The organism is Streptomyces sp. AJS327 (genome assembly GCF_013450295.1).
In the GTDB taxonomy this organism is placed as follows: domain Bacteria; phylum Actinomycetota; class Actinomycetes; order Streptomycetales; family Streptomycetaceae; genus Streptomyces.
This window is the reverse complement of record NZ_SKBR01000003.1, coordinates 398553-415757: the sequence shown is the minus strand read 5'-3', so window position 1 is coordinate 415757 and position 17205 is coordinate 398553. Positions and strand designations below refer to the sequence as shown.

The 17205-nt window shown below is 73.5% G+C and carries 14 protein-coding genes; 11 read left to right on the top strand and 3 right to left on the bottom strand.

What is annotated here, in order from left to right; all coding sequences use genetic code 11:
- The first annotated feature begins 1 nt into the window (after position 1).
- Genes E0L36_RS19115 through E0L36_RS19105 form a run of 3 tightly spaced genes read left to right on the top strand, consistent with a single transcriptional unit; the run spans position 2 to position 3584 of the window.
- Entirely contained in the window at positions 2-1240 is a 1239-nt protein-coding gene (locus tag E0L36_RS19115) for an alpha/beta fold hydrolase (RefSeq protein WP_180930350.1), read from the top strand.
- Positions 1237-2403: a glycosyltransferase gene (locus E0L36_RS19110; RefSeq protein WP_180930349.1), complete on the top strand. Its 1167-nt coding sequence runs from the start codon at positions 1237-1239 to the stop codon at positions 2401-2403. Before E0L36_RS19115 ends, E0L36_RS19110 begins: the two co-directional genes overlap by 4 nt.
- Positions 2400-3584, top strand: coding sequence for a class I SAM-dependent methyltransferase (locus tag E0L36_RS19105; RefSeq protein ID WP_180930348.1), 1185 nt, complete (start codon positions 2400-2402; stop codon positions 3582-3584). Before E0L36_RS19110 ends, E0L36_RS19105 begins: the two co-directional genes overlap by 4 nt.
- Positions 3585-3686: 102 nt before the next feature.
- On the opposite strand, the gene E0L36_RS19100 is transcribed toward E0L36_RS19105, so the two are convergent.
- Entirely contained in the window at positions 3687-4517 is an 831-nt protein-coding gene (locus E0L36_RS19100) for a CPBP family intramembrane glutamic endopeptidase (RefSeq protein WP_308416834.1), read from the bottom strand.
- Positions 4518-4616: 99 nt separating this feature from the next.
- On the opposite strand from E0L36_RS19100, the gene E0L36_RS19095 reads away from it, so the two are divergent.
- The 5 genes from E0L36_RS19095 (at position 4617) to E0L36_RS19075 (ending at position 10725) form a co-directional block, all read left to right on the top strand.
- Entirely contained in the window at positions 4617-5351 is a 735-nt protein-coding gene (locus E0L36_RS19095; protein WP_180930346.1) for a TetR/AcrR family transcriptional regulator, read from the top strand.
- A 319-nt stretch (positions 5352-5670) separates the two neighbouring features.
- Entirely contained in the window at positions 5671-7032 is a 1362-nt protein-coding gene (locus tag E0L36_RS19090; RefSeq protein ID WP_180930345.1) for an NAD(P)/FAD-dependent oxidoreductase, read from the top strand.
- Positions 7033-7514: 482 nt separating this feature from the next.
- Positions 7515-8993 carry a PIG-L deacetylase family protein gene (locus tag E0L36_RS19085; protein WP_180930344.1) on the top strand — a complete coding sequence of 493 codons (1479 nt, stop codon included), beginning with the start codon at positions 7515-7517 and terminating at the stop codon, positions 8991-8993.
- Positions 8994-9027: 34 nt separating this feature from the next.
- The gene (locus E0L36_RS19080; RefSeq protein WP_180930343.1) at positions 9028-9723 is read left to right on the top strand and encodes a helix-turn-helix domain-containing protein; all 696 of its coding nucleotides are present in this window, start codon (positions 9028-9030) and stop codon (positions 9721-9723) included.
- A 321-nt stretch (positions 9724-10044) separates the two neighbouring features.
- Positions 10045-10725, top strand: a complete 681-nt coding sequence (locus E0L36_RS19075; RefSeq protein WP_180930342.1) for a hypothetical protein — start codon at positions 10045-10047, stop codon at positions 10723-10725.
- 134 nt (positions 10726-10859) lie between these two features.
- Here E0L36_RS19075 and E0L36_RS19070 read toward each other — a convergent pair whose 3' ends face one another.
- Both E0L36_RS19070 and E0L36_RS19065 read right to left on the bottom strand, forming a co-directional pair.
- Positions 10860-12023 (bottom strand): methyltransferase, encoded by a 1164-nt coding sequence (locus E0L36_RS19070; protein ID WP_180930341.1) that lies wholly within the window; start codon positions 12021-12023, stop codon positions 10860-10862.
- Between the two features lie 15 nt (positions 12024-12038).
- Positions 12039-13166 carry a radical SAM protein gene (locus tag E0L36_RS19065; protein WP_258016333.1) on the bottom strand — a complete coding sequence of 376 codons (1128 nt, stop codon included), beginning with the start codon at positions 13164-13166 and terminating at the stop codon, positions 12039-12041.
- 279 nt (positions 13167-13445) lie between these two features.
- Between E0L36_RS19065 and E0L36_RS19060 the strand changes: the two genes are divergently transcribed.
- The 3 genes from E0L36_RS19060 (at position 13446) to E0L36_RS19050 (ending at position 17191) form a co-directional block, all read left to right on the top strand.
- Positions 13446-15251, top strand: a complete 1806-nt coding sequence (locus E0L36_RS19060) for a carbamoyltransferase C-terminal domain-containing protein (RefSeq protein WP_180930340.1) — start codon at positions 13446-13448, stop codon at positions 15249-15251.
- Positions 15248-16543 (top strand): DegT/DnrJ/EryC1/StrS aminotransferase family protein, encoded by a 1296-nt coding sequence (locus E0L36_RS19055; protein WP_180930339.1) that lies wholly within the window; start codon positions 15248-15250, stop codon positions 16541-16543. Before E0L36_RS19060 ends, E0L36_RS19055 begins: the two co-directional genes overlap by 4 nt.
- A 156-nt stretch (positions 16544-16699) precedes the next feature.
- Entirely contained in the window at positions 16700-17191 is a 492-nt protein-coding gene (locus tag E0L36_RS19050) for a glutathione peroxidase (RefSeq protein ID WP_180930338.1), read from the top strand.
- Positions 17192-17205 lie beyond the last annotated feature (14 nt).

Sequence of the window (17205 nt, the reverse complement as noted above, 5' to 3'; positions counted from 1 at the left end):
GATGGCACGGGTCACGGCCAACGGGGTCGACTTCCACGTCCGGCGGCTGCCGCCCGCGCCGGGCGCCCAACGCTCCTCGCACACCGTGGTGTTCCTGCATGGACTGCTGGTCGACAACCTGGCGAGCCTCTACTTCAGCCTGGCCGATCCGGTGGCCCGCGCCGGACACGAGGCGGTCCTGTACGACCTGCGGGGCCACGGCCGCAGCTCCCGTCCCCCCACCGGGTACGCCCTCGACGACATGGTCACCGACCTGCGCGCGCTGCTCGACGCGCTGGGGCTCGCCTACCCCGTCCAGCTGGTGGGCCACAGCTTCGGCGGCACCATCGCCCTGGAGTTCGCGCTGCGGCACCCCGGACGCGTGGCGGGACTGGCTCTGCTCGACGCCGAACTCCCCGTGTCTGACCTGGACTTGGCGCGGACGGCCGGTCCGGAGGCGATGCTCGGCCGGGAGCGCACCCGGCCGGACGGGCGACTGCCGGAACGGCAGATCGAGGCGCTGCTGCGGGAGACCACGCTCGGCGCCGAACACCGGAACCCTCCGGCCCCCCGAGGCGGTCCCGAACGGCTGAGCGGACTCCGCTGCCCGATCCTCGCGGTGTACGGCGGCGACTCCGACCTCGTGGACCGCGCCGCGCACCTCGAACGGCTGGTCCCCGACGGCGAGGTGGTGGTGCTCCCGCACCACGGGCACTTCGTGGTGGCCGAGGGCGGACCCCGGCTCGCCGCCCAGCTCGTGGCCTGGCTGGCCCGGCGGCCCCCGCCCCCGACCCGGCACCTCCCACCCGCATGCTCCGCCCAGCCACCACGGGCGAACCCCCCGGCGCCGTCCGGCAGCCCCTCGCCCCCGCGCCCCGAACCGTCGCCCCGCCCCCAACCACCGGCGGCGGACCGCGCTTGGGCGACTCCTCGGCAGGCGCCCCCGCCCGGCCCGGTGCCCGGCCCAGCGTCCGCACCCGTCTCGGCGTCCCCGTCCGCGTCGGGATCGGCACCCCCATCGGCCCCCGGCCCCGCGCCCGGGCCCGTGTCCGCGCCCGCCGGAGTGGGAACAGGGGTGGGGGCGGCCCCAACTGAACCAACCAGCCCGGCAGTTCCCACTGGCCCGGCAGTTCCCACCGGCCCGGCAGTTCCCACTGGTCCCGCCGGTCCGGCTGATCCGGCTGGTCCCGCTGGTCCCGCTGGTCCCGCTGGTCCCGCTGGCACGACGGTGGGCGCCCGGCGTTCCGGGGGGACCCCATGAGCCGGTTCCTCTTCGTGATGCCACCGTTCGTCGGACACATCAACCCGGCCGTGGCCGTGGCCCGGGCCCTCGGCCAGCGGGACCACGAGACGGCCTGGGTCGGCTTCCCGGATCCGCTGCGGGGGATGCTGCCGCCCGGGGCCACCCTCTTCCCCGTCCAGCGGTCCGAGCCGCACGCGGTACCGCCCCAACGGCCCGGTACCCAGCGCGGGTTCGCCGCCCTGCGGTCGCTCTGGCAGGACGCGCTGATCCCGCTGGCCGAGACCATGGTGCCCACCGTGGAGGAGGCCGTGGAACGGTTCCGGCCCACGGTCCTCGTCGCCGACCAGCAGGCGCTGGCCGGGGCGGTGGTCGGTCGCAGGCGCGGCCTGACCTGGGCGACCTCCGCGTCCAGCTCCGCCGAACTCACCAACTCCGTCCACCAGTTACCCAGGGTCGACGGCTGGATCAGGGGGCTGCTGACGGAGCTGCAACAGCGCGGCGGGATCGCGGACGCCGACACCCACCGCTCCGACCTGCGGTTCTCCGAGCACCTCACGCTCGTCTACAGCGTGCCGGAGCTGGTCGGCCGGGGTGACTTTCCCCCGCACTACGCCCTCGTCGGCCCGGCGATCACCCCCCGCCCGCCGGTCAGCGACTTCCCGTGGCACCGGCTCGACGCGCACCGCTCCCGGGTGCTGGTCTCGCTGGGCACCCTCTCCGGAAGCGCCGGGACCCGTTTCCTGCGCACCATCGCCCGGGTGTCCGAACTGCTCGCGGAGCGCGTCCAGTTCATCGTGGCCGATCCGGCGGGAGCGCTGCCCGGCCCTCCGCGCGGTCTCCTGACAGCCCCGTTCCTCCCGCAGTTGGAGCTGCTGGAGCGGGTGGACGCCGTCCTCTGCCACGCCGGGCACAACACGGTGTGCGAAACCCTCGCGGCCGGGCTGCCGTTGGTGGTCGCGCCCATCCGGGACGACCAGCCGGTCGTGGCCGAGCAGGTCGTCGCCGCGGGGGCGGCCCTGCGGGTCCCCTTCGCCCGCGCCACCCCGGACGCGGTGGCCACCGCCGTCAGCGCGGTACTCGACGATCCCTCGTTCCGCCAGGCGGCGAGCGGTATCCAGCAGGCCTTCCACAGCGCGGGCGGGGCCTCCGCCGCCGCGCAGCACCTGGAGCGACTCCTATGAACACCGACCCCTCCACTGACCCCTCCACCGCCCCGTCCGCCGTCCCCTCCACCGATCCCCCCACCGACATCACCACCGACATCACCGGCGACATCACCGGCGACATCACCGGCGATCTCAGCGCCCACCGTGCCGCGTACCAGGCCGAGTTGGCCCACGGCGTCGAGCGGTTCCTCGAACCCCGGCGGGACACCTGTCCCTGGTGCGGCTCGGCCCGGCTGTCCGTGCGGCTGCGGACGCCCGACCTCATCCAGCACAAGCCGGGCCACTTCGTCCTGGAGCGCTGCGGCGACTGCCGGCACATCTTCCAGAACCCCCGACTGACGCCCGCCGGGCTGGACTTCTACTACCGCGACTTCTACGACGGCCTGGGCGAGGGCCTCGCCCAGCGGCTCTTCGACCGGCGGGAGCAGTCCTACCGGGGCCGGGCCGAACTCGTCCGCCCGTACACCACACCCCGCTCCTGGCTGGACGTCGGCACCGGGTACGGCCACTTCTGCCGCAGCGCGCGACGCCTCTGGCCGGACACCGTCTTCGACGGTCTCGACCAGGGCGTCAGCGTCGAGGAGGGGCACCGGCGCGGCTGGCTCGACGGCTGCCACCGGGGCGAGTTCACCGAGCTGGCGCCCGGCCTGGCGGGCCGGTACGACGTGGTCAGCATGCACCACTACCTGGAGCACACCCGGGATCCCTTCCGCGAACTCGACACCGCCGCGGCGGTCGTCCCGACCGACGGTCACCTGCTCATCGAACTGCCCGACCCGGAGTCGTTCTTCGGCCGTCTCCTCGGCCGCTGGTGGGTTCCGTGGCTGCAACCGCAGCACCAGCACCTCATCCCGCCGCGCAACCTGCTCGACGCCCTGACCGAGCGCGGCTTCGAACCGGTCGCCGTCCAGCGCGGCGCGGCCCACCAGGGCTGGGACCTGCTGTACGGGCTCGCCCTCGCCTTGAGTTCGCTCGGGCCCGACCCGCGGCTGCCGTGGCTCTCCGTCGAACCCACCCGCTGGCGGCGGCTGCGGCGCTCCGCGGTCTGGCTGCTGGGCGCGCCCGCGCTGGCGGTGGCCTCCGGGCTGGACGCGGCGCTGCGCCCCGTGGTGCGGCGTACCCGGGGGAGCAACGCGTACCGGGTGCTGGCCCGCAGAACCGCCACCCCCACGCACCCGCCCACGTCCGCCCACTGACCCCACTGACCGCCCGGACCCGCCCGGACCCATCCGGACCCATCCGGACCCAGGCTGGCCCACGCTGGACCCAGGCTGGACGGGGCGCGCGCGGGAGGGGGCTCAGAACAGCGCCGCGGCCAGCAGGAAGATGGCGGAGCCATGGGCCAGGGCGGCGGCGAGCACTCCCCGTCGAAGACGCAGGAACGCGCAGATCAGCCCCTCGTAGAGGGTGAAGACCAGCAGCGGCCAGCCCGCGTCGGTGACGGTGGACGCCAAGAAGGCGTGGCAGGCCGCGAAGGCCAGCGCCGAGCAGACGGCGGCCTGGGCGCCGCTCATCTCCGTCGCCAGGCGGCCCTGCAAGAGTCCACGGAAGAGCACCTCCTCCGCGAGGTTGCCGGTCAGTGTGAAGAACGCCAGGACGGGGAGGATGCTCGCGGCCACCGCGCCGCCCCGCTCCCCCTGGGGAACCGTGGCGGACAGGGCCAGCACCGGTGCGGCGGCCAGCAGTCCGCCGCCCAGTCCGCAGGCGACGGTGGGCAGGTCCGCCCGGCCCCAGACGACCAGCGCGGACAGTCTCCGGTCCGCGCGCAGCACGGCCCAGGTGGCGGCGAGCGTTCCGCCGCCCAGCGCCAGAAGCAGCGCGGGGTCGGCGAGCATCCGCAGCCAGGGCACGGATTCCGTGGTGCCGACGCGCCAGAGCCCCACCGGCGTCATCGCGTCCCGCACCAGCACGAAGCCGCCGATCAGCAGCGCGATCCGGGCGAGCGGGTCGCGTAACGGCCCGGCGAGCAGGAAGCATCCGGCGACGAGGACCAGCCCGGGCAGGACCCGGGCGGCGTAGTCCAGCAGCAGCGGCAGATCAGGCGCGACGGACGCGAGGGGATCCCCGGACGAGACGGGGGAGACCGACGAGACGGGGGAGATGGGCGAGACGAGCTGGACGGCGGGCACACGGCCTCCGCGAGGAAAAGGACTGGGTGGAAGACGCCGAACGGCGCCCCCGCCATAATGCGAGTAATCTTCGGCTTTTGGTACTCGCATGGGAGCCCGATGGCAGTCCCCCGTAAATCCCCACGTCAGCAGCGGTCCCGGGAGACCTGGGAGGCGATCCTGGAGGCGGCGGCTCAGCTTTTCCAGCGGCACGGCTACGCGGCCACCACCACCAACAAGGTCGCCGAGCGGGCCGGGGTGTCCATCGGCTCGCTGTACCAGTACGTCCCGAACAAGGACGCCCTGCTGACGGCACTGGCGCAGCGGCATCTGCGGGCCGCCGGGGAGGAGCTGCGGCGGTTCCTCGACGTCGCGGCCGAACGGCGGCTCGGCCTGCGCCCCCTCGTCGCGGGGCTGGTCGCCACCGCCGCCGCCCCGCACGGCGAGCGGCCCGGCGCGCACCGGCTGCTGTTCGACCAGACCCCGCGGGTGCCCGCCCTCGTCGCCGAACTACGCGCCTTCGAGCGCGAGATCGCCGTCGCGCTCGGCGGTCACCTGCGCCGTCTGGGCCTCGGCGGCTCCGACCCCGAGGGCCTGGCGCTGCTCGCCGTCCAGGGCATCGAGGCCCAACTGCACGGCGCCGTCCTCGACCCACCCCCACGGGATCCGGCCGCCGGGGACGGGGACGCGGCGGACGGACGCGCCGCACCCGACGGGCGCACCGCGACGTCCGCCGCCGAGCGGCCCGCCGCCGAGACGGCGAGCGCCGCGTCGACGATCCCCCCGCCCTCGCTCGACGCGGTGATCGACCTGTGGGTCCGGGCGCTGGACGTGCCCTCGTCCGCCACCCCGTAGTCCGGCCCCGTCCGCCCGGCCCGCGCCACGGATCGACGCCGTCCGCCCGGGCGCGTACGTCGGGGCCCGCGGCCGCCGCACACCAGCGGCCCGCACCACCGGCCACCTCACCGGGCCCACGAGACCGGCCCACCTCACCGGCTCGCGTCACCGGCGGGGCCAGCCGCCGAACGCCCCCACCGGGCGTCATCGGGGGGAGTGGTGCGGGCGGAGTGGCGGGGGCCGGTACACCATGCGAGCCTTTTCGTGGGTTTTCGCACGATGTGTCCCCTGACTGTGGTGTGCGGCAGACCGCGTACCAGCGAGGCGAGTGACCACCATGGAACGACCGAGGATCCTCATCGTGGGCGGCGGATTCGCCGGGGTGGAGTGCGCGCGGGTCCTGGAGCACCGGCTCGGCGTGCGGGAGGCGGAGCTGACGCTGATCACCCCGTTCAGCTACCAGCTGTACCTGCCGCTGCTGCCGCAGGTCACCTCGGGCGTGCTGACCCCGCAGTCGGTGGCCTCGCCGCTGCGCCGGGTGCTGCGGCGGACGACGATCGTGCCCGGCGGGGTGATCGGGGTGGACACCGCCGAACGGGCCTGTGTGGTCCGGCTGATCACCGACGAGGTGGTGCTGCGGCACTACGACTACCTGGTGTTCACCCCGGGCAGCGTGACCCGGCGGTTCGACATCCCCGGGCTGACCCGGCACGCGAGCGGGGTGAAGACCCTCGCGGAGGCGGCGTACATCCGCGATCACGTGATCGCGCAGCTCGACCTCGCGGCGGCCACGACCGATCCAGCGGAACGGGCCGCGCGTCTCCAGTTCGTGGTGGTGGGCGGCGGCTACGCGGGCACCGAGACGGTCGCCTGCCTCCAGCGCCTCACCAACAGCGCCGCCTCGCGCTACCCGGGGCTCGACCCGTCACTGATCACCTGGCATCTGCTGGACGTGGCGCCCCGGTTGATGCCGGAGCTGGGCGAGCGGCTGGGGCAGAAGGCGCTGGAGATCCTGACCCGGCGCGGCACGGACGTCACCCTCGGGGTGTCCGTCGCGGAGGTCGGTGACGGGTACATCCGGCTCACCAACGGCACGGTGCTGAACAGCCACACGCTGATCTGGACGGCCGGGGTGGCCGCGAGCCCGCTGGTGTCCACCCTGGAGGCGGAGACCGTACGGGGGCGGCTGGCGGTCAACGCGGACCTGACGGTGCCCGGGCTGCCCGGCGTGTTCGGGCTGGGCGACGCCGCCGCCGTCCCGGACCTGTCCTCCGGCAGCGACGCGGTGTGCCCGCCGACCGCGCAGCACGCCGCCCGGCAGGGGAGGCACGCGGCGCGGAACATCGTGGCCACGCTGCGCGGGGGGCCCACGGTGCCCTACCGGCACCGGGACCTGGGGCTGGTGGTGGACCTGGGTGGCACGGACGCGGTCGCCAACCCGCTGGGGGTGGAGCTGTCGGGCCTCCCGGCACAGGCGGTGGCGCGCGGGTACCACCTGATGGAACTCCGGTCCGGCACCGCCAAGTTCCGCACCGTCGCCAACTGGCTGCTGAACGCGGCCACCGGTGACGACTTCCTGCGCACCGGCTTCCTGATGCGGCGCACCGGACTGGACGACTTCGAGTACACGGACGCGTACCTCAGCCCGGACCGCACTCGCGAACTCGTCGCCGAGAACGTCCGCTCCGTCGCGACCTGAACCCAACTCCGCTCATTCCCAGGGTGGTTGGTCGGTCGTCGACGGTGCGTGCCGTGCTCGCCCGGACGTCGGGCGGCGCGCCCACCCGCCCGGCGCGGCGCCGCCCGCCCCGCGCGCGGCGCCCCTCCGGAGCGGCAGACCTCCTCGCCGGAGCGGCGCCCCCTGCCCGGAACGGCCGTACGCGCCCAGCGCCCCAGCAGCGGCGGAGGCGACGGCAATGGCACTGACTGGCACCGGCACCGGCACCGGACCAGCCACCGGCGTCGGGCCGGGCGCCGGATCCGGCCGGGGTGCCGGGAGCCGCCGGGTCGCCGGGAGCGGCCACGGTGGCGTGGACGACGAGGCTCGTGAACGGCTCCGCGTCGGGTTGGGCCGGGGGCCGAAACAGCGGGGGCGGGGGCGGTCGGGGGCTTCAACAGGGCGTGCGGAGCGCGAAGTTGGCACCCTGTGGCAACAGCGCCGTGCTCTGTATAGTCCGAGCGGTGGAGTCCAGCCTGCCGGAGATTCCCGACCACTGGTGCCCGCTCACCCTTCCGCATCTGGAGACGGCCGCCGACGGTAGCCACCGTTTCCTGGGCCGTCCCCTCGACCTCAGCCCGCTCCCTCCCCTCACCCACCCCGGTTACGGGACGCCGCTGGACGACGGCGGCGCACCGGCTGGCCGGACCGAGCCGCCGGACGGCGGTGTACAGCCGATTCCGCCGGACCCGCCGGAGCGCGGCGAGCCGGGAGGGGAGGGCGGGGAGGCGACGCCCGTCCCCAACCCCCGGTGCGCGCTGCCTCGTTGGGACGGCAGCCGCCCGCTCGGGGCACTGTCCGCACGGGAGCGCGCCGCGGCGCTGGCGCTGCGCGAGCTGGGCGTGGTGCTGCTCGCCCGCCCGCTGGAGGCGGCTGACCCCCGGACCGTCGGCTCGGCCGGCGCCGCCACGTCCGGCCCCAACGACCCTGCACCGCCCCGCCGTTCGGATGCGGCGGCCGGTGCGTCCCGCCGTCCGTCGCGGGGTTCCGGGGTCAACGGGGCGGCGCCGGGCTGCGATCCGGAGCCACCGGCCCGGCGGCCGTACGTCGTCTCGCCCCATCCGGACGACGCGAGTCTCGCCCTCGGTGGGACCGTCTTCCGGCACTCCGGCCGGGTGCTGAACGTCTTCAGCGAGGAGACCTGGACGAAGGAGCCGTACTACGCCGAACGCCCCTGGCTGACCTCGCGGTTGCTGCTGGAGGAGGAGGGGGCGGCGGCCCGGGTGCTGGGCGCGGAGTCCACGGGGCTGGGCTTCGTCGACGCGGCCGACCGCGAGGCCCAGCGCGACCGGTTCTTCGCCGACGACCCGCTCAGCGACTCCTTCGCCGCCGAGGAGCCCGCGCTCTTCCGCGAGATGACGGTACGGCTGGCCGAGGAACTGGCGGGGGCCCGCTGGGTCTGCGCCCCGCTGGCGGTCGGTGGCCATATCGACCATGTGGCCTGCCGGGAGGCGGTCATCGCGCTGCTGGAGCGCGGCACCCTGGACGCCGCCCGGGTCTCCTTCTACGAGGACCAGCCGTACGCGCTCTTCGCCGGCGCCGGAGAGGTGGCCGCCGGGCTCTCGGACCGGCTGCGGCGGCTGGGGCTCGGGGGGTTGCGGGCCGAGTCGCAGCCGATGGACGAGCGGGCGAGGTTCGCCAAGCAGGAGGCGCTGCGGGCGTACCGCATCCAGGTGCGGCAGGGCATCGTCCGCCGCATCGGACGCCACGACCGGGCGCTGGCCCGGGAGTTGAGCGACGCCACCGGGCCGGTGGTACCGGCCGCACGGCGCGGAACCACATCGCCGGACACCGAACAGCCCCTGTATGCCCCGGAGTTGGGGCGTCCGCGCCGGGCTGACGGGGCCGGGGGAGCGTCGGGCGCGGTGGCGGCGGAAAGGCTGTGGACCCGGTTCCCGGATCGGTCCCGGCAAACGGAAACGGTGAGAACACCCCTCGGTTGAGGCTCAGGGCTCCACTTCGTGAAGGGATTCGCCCATGTACGTACTGGCCCAGTCCGTCGCGCCCGCCGATCTGCACGTCCTCGGGGAGGCGTGCTCCGAGACCGGACTCGCGCTGCACGACGCGGACCCGGAGGAGGAGCGGGACTTCCCGGACGTGCTCCTCGCCTCCTTCCACCGCGTCTCGGCCGCCGACGGGCTCACCCCCGCCCAGGTGAAGGGGCGCGGCGGCTACCCCATCGCGGTGCTGGACGAGGTGGCGGCGACCGACGTCCTGCGCGCCGTCACCGACGGGTTCAGCTTCACGCTGGCCAGCCCGCTGCGCCGGGAGCGGGTGGTGGAGACGCTGGGCTATCTGAAGAGCGTCACCCCGCCCGAGTCCACGCAGGTGCTCACCCTCCTCGGGCCCCCCGTGGAGGGCCGGTTACGGCTCAGCTCCGGTCCCCGGGACGCCGAGGTCAGCCACGGGGAGGCGCAGATGCTGCGGACCCTCGCGGACCGGCCCGGACAGATCGTGGCGCGCGGGGAGTTGGAGCGAGCCACCGGTGAGGACAACATCAACAGGGTGTCGTCGGTGCTGAAGCAGAAGCTGGAGGACATCGACTCCGGCGCGAAGATCCTCAAGGTTCCGCACCTGGGCTTCCGGCTGGTCGGCACCGTGCGGGAGGCGGACGCCGGTACGGACGCCGCCACGGACGGTACCGGCGCCACGGGCGGTACCGGCGGCGGCTGATCCGCCGGTCCGGCCCCGGCGGCCGCCGGGAGCCGGTACCCTCCCGCCCCCGACGCCCCGCGCTCACACCGGCGTTCGGGCTTCTCACGCTCGTCCGTTCCGGTGCTCCGAGGTCGTCAACGGTTGCCCCACCGATGGATGTTCGGGCGGCTCCGGGGGAGCACCACGGCGGCGCCGGGGAGTTGGTGAGGGCGGGCCCACGCGACTGCCCCGGTACCGCCGTGCGGGGCGGGGCGCGGGGGGAGAGGGCCGTGGGTCTCCGGTGGGGCGTGGCGCCCACCGGTGTGCGAGTGGCGAGGCGAGGACGAGCGAGGGACGCGCATGGAGACAGAGAGCACGGACCGCACCAGCCCGCCCGCGGGCTTACGCGTGGTGGTGGTGACCGGAGCCCCCGGGGTGGGCAAGACGCGGCTGGCGCACCAGTTGGTGGCGCGGTACGCGGTTCCGGCCGCGGCGATCGACTGCGATCCGGTCGTCTACCCCTGGCAGAGCACCGAGAGTCTGTACGCGCTGATGGCCGACACGCTCAGAGCCTCGATACCGGTCTACCGGGACTGGGGCTCCCGCGTCATCGTGATCAGCGGAGTGGTGCTGGCGGGGCGGGCGTTGGAGCCACTGCGCGCGGTCTTCGAGGAACTCGGCGCCGACTGGGTCTGCTACGGGCTGCGCGCCACCCCGGACGCGCTGGCCGCGCGGATCCGGCGGGACGCGGGCAGCGAGCACTACGTGGAGGGGCGGCTCGCCGAGTCGTTCCTGGACGCGGAGGTCCCCGGAGTGCCGGGCGTGCGCGAGATCGACACCTCGGCGCTGTCCGCGACGGAGGTCGCGGACGCCGTGGTGGCCGCGGAGCGGGGCCAGTTGGGGCCCGGTTGGGTGCTGCCGGACGGCGCGACGGCCCGGGCGGAGGCCCCCGCCCCCGGCGGGGCGGCGACGCCCGGCGCCACGGTGCCCGCCCCATCCGGGGCGGCGGAGGACGCCGGGCGGGCGGCGGGCCCGGGGTGACCGCGCCCCGGGTGGGGTGAGCGCCCGGACAGCCCGGAGGGCCCGTTCCGTCCCGGTGGACGGAACGGGCCCTCGTCGTGCACGTCAGGCACCAACATCTGCTGTTCGCACGGTTGTTGATCCGTGCGACGGGGCTACTGGAATCGGCCGACGCGGAGCGCGCCGGCCGGTCCGGTGGTCCGCAGCGAGAGCACGAAGCCGTAGTAGTGGGTGGCGCCGATGCTGCGCACGTAGGCGCTCACCTCGTCCCCGAGAGGCCCGAGGAGCTGGCCTCGTGCGTCGCGCGGAGCGAAGGCGGGCCACCTCGGTGGGGTCGACGGGCGCAGCAACAGGGTGCCCGACACCCCCAACTGACGTACACGGTCTACGAGTTCGGTGACGAAGAACGGTCCGTTCTCGTCCCCGTAGGCGGCCGCCTGGAGCAGCGCCTCCCCACGGTCGGTGAGCAGGCCGGGCACTCGGTCCAGCAGCTCCCAGAAGAACTCCAGTCCGTCCAGGCCCGCCTCACCCGCCAGCCAGCCCAGGGCGCCCCGACGCAGGGGCAGACAGGGCGGGTTGGAGACCACCAGGTCGAAGCGCTCGTCCAGGTCGAGCGACATGATGTCGCCCTCAGCGGTGCGCAGCCGGTCACCGAGCCCGTTGAGCCGGGCGTTGACGGTGGCCGCCGCGGTGCACTCGGGGTTGACGTCCACCGCCAGCGTGCGCGCGCCGTTCCGGGCGGCGGACAGCCCCAGGACGCCGGTGCCGCAGCCCAGGTCCAGCGCCGAACGCGGGTGTCCGCGCGAGGAGATGAGGCGGGAGAGCGTCACGGAGTCGGTGCCGACCCAGGGAGCGTAGGAGCCGTAGTCGCGTCCGGCGGCCCGCCAGGCGGCGAGCAGCGCCAGGCCGTCCCCGCGCACCAGGCAGTACTCGGCGGTGAGCGCGCCGGACTCGCGGGAGAGCACCTTGGCGCGCAGCAGCAGGTTCAGGAGCGCTTCCGGCACCTGCTCGCGGGCGGCCTCCTCGGGGACGGCGCGCCCCAGCACGAACAGCGCGGCGAGCGTCGAGAGCGCCGCCGGGGAGGGCTCGCCCGGGGTGGCGGCGCCCGGTTCCGGCGCGGGCGGGGCCGCCGCACCGACCGGGGTGGGCGCGGCGAGGGACGCGGCGATGGTGTCGAGGGCGGCGGTGTTCCGCCAGGGCGCCAGCTCGCCGAGCCAGTCTCCGGCGAGGGTGAGCAGGTCGTGCTCGGGAAGTGCCGGGAGCGGGCCGGGCAGCGCGGCGTCGAAATCGTCGGCGGAGATACCGTCCACGGAAATCATGGGGCTCCTGGGGGTTTACTGGGAGAAGATGGGATCAAACGCTGCTTTGAGTTCACGGAGCCGGGCGAGGGCCGCTGGTCCGGCATAGGGGGCGCACCGGGCGATCTCCGTTTCGGATATCTCACCCATGAGATAGAGGTTGACGACATCGATGGGGCCGGTGCAGCTCTTGCAGTACGGGAAGCGCGGCCGTGGCTGCATGAACATGTCGTAGTGCTGGTGCTTGCCGAACTGCTCGTGGATCAGCGTGGGTTGCTCCTGGATGTTGCCCATCGGGCTGAGCCAGGCGTAGGGGCAGCAGGAGACGTCGCCCTGCCCGAACAGCTGGACCATCGTGGCGGTGGCGAAGCAGCGCAGCGTACGTTCCCCGGTGCGCAGCTGGGCGCCGATCAGCTCGACGAACGGGCGGGGCGGAAGGACGGTCTCCAGCTCGTCGTAGCGGTCGAGGAGTTCGGCGAAGTGGTCCCCGAGCGGCGGGGCGAGGCTGTCCTTGTTGTCCCCGCGCACCGGGAAGAAATAGAGCATGACGCCTTCGCCGTAGTTGTCGAGCAGGAAACGGGCGAAGTCGGCCTGACCGTCGGCGTTCTTGTCACTGAGCACCGACTGGATCTCGATGGGAATTCCCATCTTCGCGGCGTTGTCGAGATTCCGCATGATGACGTCGAAAAGCTTGTGCTGTTTCGGCGGGAGACGGTGGTCGTTCATCGCCAGGGTGTGCCCGTCGAGCGAGAGGCACAGCTGGACGTTTCCGAGTTCCGCGAGCTTTTCGAGTCGCTGCGGGGTGAGGAACACCCCGTTGGTGATTACCTGAACCACCTCGTACATGCTGCTGCATTCGGCGACGAACTCGGTCGACCCCTTGAGCCAGAAGAACTCGCCGCCGCTGAGGCGCATGATCGGGCTGTCCACGGAGGCGTGGTAGGAGGCGAGGACCTGGTGCCAGTCGGCGCGGCGGTCGGTGGTCAGCCGGAGCCGGGCGTCCGGCACGTTCATCAGGAGGTTGAAATCCTCGGTCAGGCAGTATGAGCACCGCATCTGACAGAGCTGCTCCTCGATGACCATGTCATTCATGAGGAGTTTGAGGCGATCCTGGCTGTCGCGTCGCGCGAACATCGCGGCACGAAAGTCGTTCTTCAGCGCCATGCTCATCACCATTCCGGTAGCTACGTGCGCTGGCTCGGACTTCGGCTGGAAGTGTAGGTTTCCTCAGCTCAGCCGGTCAACGAGGCAACCCCCCGGGAAAGGGGGCGGTTTCGAGTCCGCCGCATCTCCGTCGGAAACTGGCCAGAACTGTCCGTTTGCCCGGGCGCTCTGGACCTGGGGAGGTCGTTGTAGGCACCCTGGACCGTGACCCGGCAGCGCGTGTAGCGTTACCGGCCGCGCGTCATCATCCCCCATTCACACCAGAGTTAGGGACGGCGCATGCTCGCTCTTGGGCTCGGCGGTTCCAATCACGACTTCTCGGCCTGCCTGGTCGAGAACGGCGAAATCAGCGTCGGTATCGAAGAAGAGCGATTAACACGGCGCAAGTACGCTGTCAACGTCAACTCAATGGCCAACCGCGACTGGCGATACTGCCTGGAGACCCGGGGAGCGCGGCTGGACGGCCTCGGGGCGATCGTCGCGGACGACACCCTCCTCCCGACCTGCTACTTCCCGTTCCGCAGCCGGACCACGCTGATCAGACACCATCTGGCGCACGCCGCCAGCGCGTTCCACCCCTCCCCCTTCCCCACCGCCGCGATCCTGGTGACCGACGGCGCGGGCAGCCTCATCGACGGGCACGGCGTGGAGACGATGACCATGTCGGTCGGCGACGGGGTGGAGATCACCGAACTCTCCAAGGTGTACGGCACCAACTGGTCCACCGACGGACTGCGGGCCCACCGCGTCTACCAGGCCGGGGACAGTGACCACTCGCTCGGGTTCATGTACAAGGCGGTCAGCCGCGCCATCGGCTTCACCCTCTACGAGGAGGGCGCCTGGTACCTCACCGAGGACGGCAAGACGATGGGCCTCGCGCCCTACGGCGGCGACCGCTACCGCTCCGTCTTCCACCGCTACCTCGACCTGCTGCCCGAGGGCCGCTACGCGCTGCACCTCAAGGACGGTGGTCTGCTGGACTTCGTCGAGCGGGCGCTGGAGGGCCTGGAGGGAGACGAACTCTTCGCGCGCGGCGCCGATCTGGCCTGGGCGGCACAGGAGTTGCTGGAGACGGCGCTGCTGCACGCGGCGCGCTGGCTGCACTCCGAGACCGGTCTGACCCGCCTCTGCCTGGCGGGCGGCATCGTGCTCAACTCCGTGGCGAACGGCCGGATTCTGCGGGAGACCCCGTTCACCGACGTGTTCGCGCAGCCCGCCGCGGGCGACAACGGCTGCGCGGTCGGCTGCGCCTACTACGGCTACCACGTCCTCGGTGAGCGGCCGCGCCCCCGCGCGACGCGCACCGCGCGCGGCGTGCAGCGGCACAGCTACCTCGGCCGCTCCTACCCCACGAAGCGTCTCCGGTCGGCGCTGGAGGAGTCCGGGCTGCCCTACCGCCGGGTGGCGCGACCGGCCCAGTTGGCCGCCGAACTCCTGCCGGGCGGCGCTCTGTTGGGCTGGTTCACCGGGGGTTCGGAGTTCGGTCCCCGCGCGCTCGGGCACCGCAGCATCCTGGCCGACCCGCGCCGCGCCGAGATGAAGGACATCCTCAACAGCAAGGTGAAGCACCGCGAGTGGTTCCGCCCGTTCGCCCCGGCGGTGCTCGCCCACCGGGCCCCCGAGTACTTCGACCTGGACATCGAGTCGCCGTTCATGCTGATCGTCGCGCCCGTGCGGGAGGAGAAGCAGTCCGAGGTCCCGGCCATCACCCACGTCGACGGCACCGCGCGGGTGCAGACCCTCACCCCGGAGGCCAACGGGCCGTTCTACGAACTCGTCGCCCGCTTCGAGGAGTTGACCTCCACCCCGGTGGTGCTCAACACCTCCTTCAACGACCGCGGGGAGCCGATCGTGGAGACCCCGGAGGAGGCGCTGGCCTTCTTCGGCTCCAGCAAGCTCGACTACCTCTTCCTGGAGGACTTCCTGGTGGGCCACAGCGCCGCCGAACTGGACAGCGCCATCGGCACCGCCAACGCCCCTATGTCCGAAAGCGCTTCGACAGACGATGCGGTAACAGACGATCCGGCACCGGACGGCGACGGCTCCGCGGACGGCGGGGTCAGTGAGGGGGACGGCGCCCGATGACCGAACCGGACCCCGCGTCACCGGACAACCGGCACCCCACCCGGGCCGCCTCCCCCACCGCACCGGCCACCCCCGGTGGCGCCCCGCCGGACGGCGGGTGGCGGTACGAACCGTCCCGGGCGCTGGCCCTCTGGGACGAACGGGAGGTCGAGGCCGCCGTCGAAGTCCTGCGCTCCCGCTCCCTGTTCCGCTACTACGGGCCGCGCGCGCCGCGCCATGTCGACGCGTTCGAGGCGGCGTTCGCCGAGCGGACCGGCTGCCCGTACGCGGTCGGCGTCTCCTCCGGCACCGCCGCGCTGACCGCCGCGCTGGTGGGGCTCGGCATCCCGGAGGGCGCCGAGGTGGTGATCCCGGCGGTCACCTTCGTCGGCAGCGTCAGCGCGGTGGTCGCGGCGCGCGGCGTCCCGGTCTTCGCCGACATCGACGACAGCCTCACCCTCGACCCGGCCGCGCTGGAGAGCGCCGTCACCGAGCGGACCTGGGGCGTGCTGCCCGTCCACCTCAACAACGCGGCGGCGGACATGGATCCGCTGCTGCGCGTCGCGGAGCGGCACGGGCTGCGGGTCGTGGAGGACGCCGCGCAGGCCGCCGGAGTCAACTACCGGGGCCGCCCGGCCGGTTCGCTGGGCGACGCCGGGGCGTTCAGCTTCCAGCAGGACAAGAACCTCACCGCGGGCGAGGGCGGCGCGGTCACCCTGCGGGACGCCGCCGCCCACCAGCGGGTCGTCCGGTTCCAGGACCAGGGCGGTCAGTTCAGCACCTCGCGCGGGCCGGGCCGGGGCGGTCCGGAGCCCGAGGGGGAGGCGGAGGTCGCCCCGTTCCTCGGCTGCAACCTGCGGATGACGGAGCTGGCCGGGGCGATCCTCACCGTCCAACTCGACCGGCTGGACGGGATGAACCGGCGGCTGCGCGAGGTGGCGCGGCGGGTGCGCGCGTCCGTCTCCGACCTGCCGCTGGAGTGGCGCCAACTGCCGGACGAGGAGGGCTCGGGCGGCGACCTGACGGCGCTGCTCGGCTCGCGGCTCCAGGCCCGCCGGTTCACCGCCGCGCTGCACGCCGAGGGCGTCCCCGCGCACACCCTGTACCAGGGGCGGACGGTCACCTCCAATCCGGCCGTCCGCGACGGGCGCACCGCCTGGGGCGTGCGCTGGGAGCGGCCGCCCCGGATGCGGACGAGTGAGGGGATCATCGGCCGCTCGGTCACCGTCGGGCTCGGCGCGGCGATGACCGAGGCGGATGTGGAGGGGCTGACCAGCGCGGTCCGCAAGGCCGCGGAGGAGTCCCTACGGTAGCCGGGGGGCGGCCGTCCTCCCCGGGGTGGGCGGCGCGGCGGCCACCACCGCCGTATGCGCCCCCGGTCACCGGTCCGCCGGCCTCCAGCCGGTACGGACCCGCGCGCCCGCCGGACGCGCGGACCACCACCGTCAGTTGTTCGCCAGGAGACGCACATGAGCCTGTACGACATCCCGTTGCGCACCCTCAGCGGTGAGCCCGCCGACCTGAGCCCGTACCGGGGCACCACCCTGCTGATCGTCAACGTGGCCTCCCAGTGCGGGCTGACCCCGCAGTACACCGCGCTGGAGGAGCTGCACCGGCGGTACGCCGAGCGGGGCTTCGCGGTACTCGGCTTCCCCTGTAACCAGTTCGGGGGCCAGGAGCCGGGCGACGCGGAGGAGATCCGGAGCTTCTGCTCCACCACGTACGGCGTCACCTTCCCGATGTTCGAGAAGGTCGAGGTCAACGGCGCCTCCCGGCACCCGCTGTACGAGGTGCTGACCGCCAGCGAGGACGCGAGCGGCACCGCCGGGGACGTCCAGTGGAACTTCGAGAAGTTCCTCATCTCGCCCGGGGGCGAGGTCGAGGCCAGGTTCCGGCCCCGTACAGCCCCCGACGACCCGGAGGTGGTGGCCCGCATCGAGGCGGGGATCGCCGCGGGCTGAGCCCAACGCGCCGT

Excerpts from the sequence above, each read along its gene's own strand:
- E0L36_RS19115 (WP_180930350.1), top strand. The coding sequence starts at position 2 with ATGGCACGGGTCACGGCCAACGGGGTCGACTTCCACGTCCGGCGGCTG.
- E0L36_RS19110 (WP_180930349.1), top strand. The coding sequence starts at position 1,237 with ATGAGCCGGTTCCTCTTCGTGATGCCACCGTTCGTCGGACACATCAAC.
- E0L36_RS19105 (WP_180930348.1), top strand. The coding sequence starts at position 2,400 with ATGAACACCGACCCCTCCACTGACCCCTCCACCGCCCCGTCCGCCGTC.
- E0L36_RS19095 (WP_180930346.1), top strand. The coding sequence starts at position 4,617 with ATGGCAGTCCCCCGTAAATCCCCACGTCAGCAGCGGTCCCGGGAGACC.
- E0L36_RS19090 (WP_180930345.1), top strand. The coding sequence starts at position 5,671 with ATGGAACGACCGAGGATCCTCATCGTGGGCGGCGGATTCGCCGGGGTG.
- E0L36_RS19080 (WP_180930343.1), top strand. The coding sequence starts at position 9,028 with ATGTACGTACTGGCCCAGTCCGTCGCGCCCGCCGATCTGCACGTCCTC.
- E0L36_RS19075 (WP_180930342.1), top strand. The coding sequence starts at position 10,045 with ATGGAGACAGAGAGCACGGACCGCACCAGCCCGCCCGCGGGCTTACGC.
- E0L36_RS19070 (WP_180930341.1), bottom strand. The coding sequence starts at position 12,023 with ATGATTTCCGTGGACGGTATCTCCGCCGACGATTTCGACGCCGCGCTG.
- E0L36_RS19065 (WP_258016333.1), bottom strand. The coding sequence starts at position 13,166 with ATGGCGCTGAAGAACGACTTTCGTGCCGCGATGTTCGCGCGACGCGAC.
- E0L36_RS19060 (WP_180930340.1), top strand. The coding sequence starts at position 13,446 with ATGCTCGCTCTTGGGCTCGGCGGTTCCAATCACGACTTCTCGGCCTGC.
- E0L36_RS19055 (WP_180930339.1), top strand. The coding sequence starts at position 15,248 with ATGACCGAACCGGACCCCGCGTCACCGGACAACCGGCACCCCACCCGG.
- E0L36_RS19050 (WP_180930338.1), top strand. The coding sequence starts at position 16,700 with ATGAGCCTGTACGACATCCCGTTGCGCACCCTCAGCGGTGAGCCCGCC.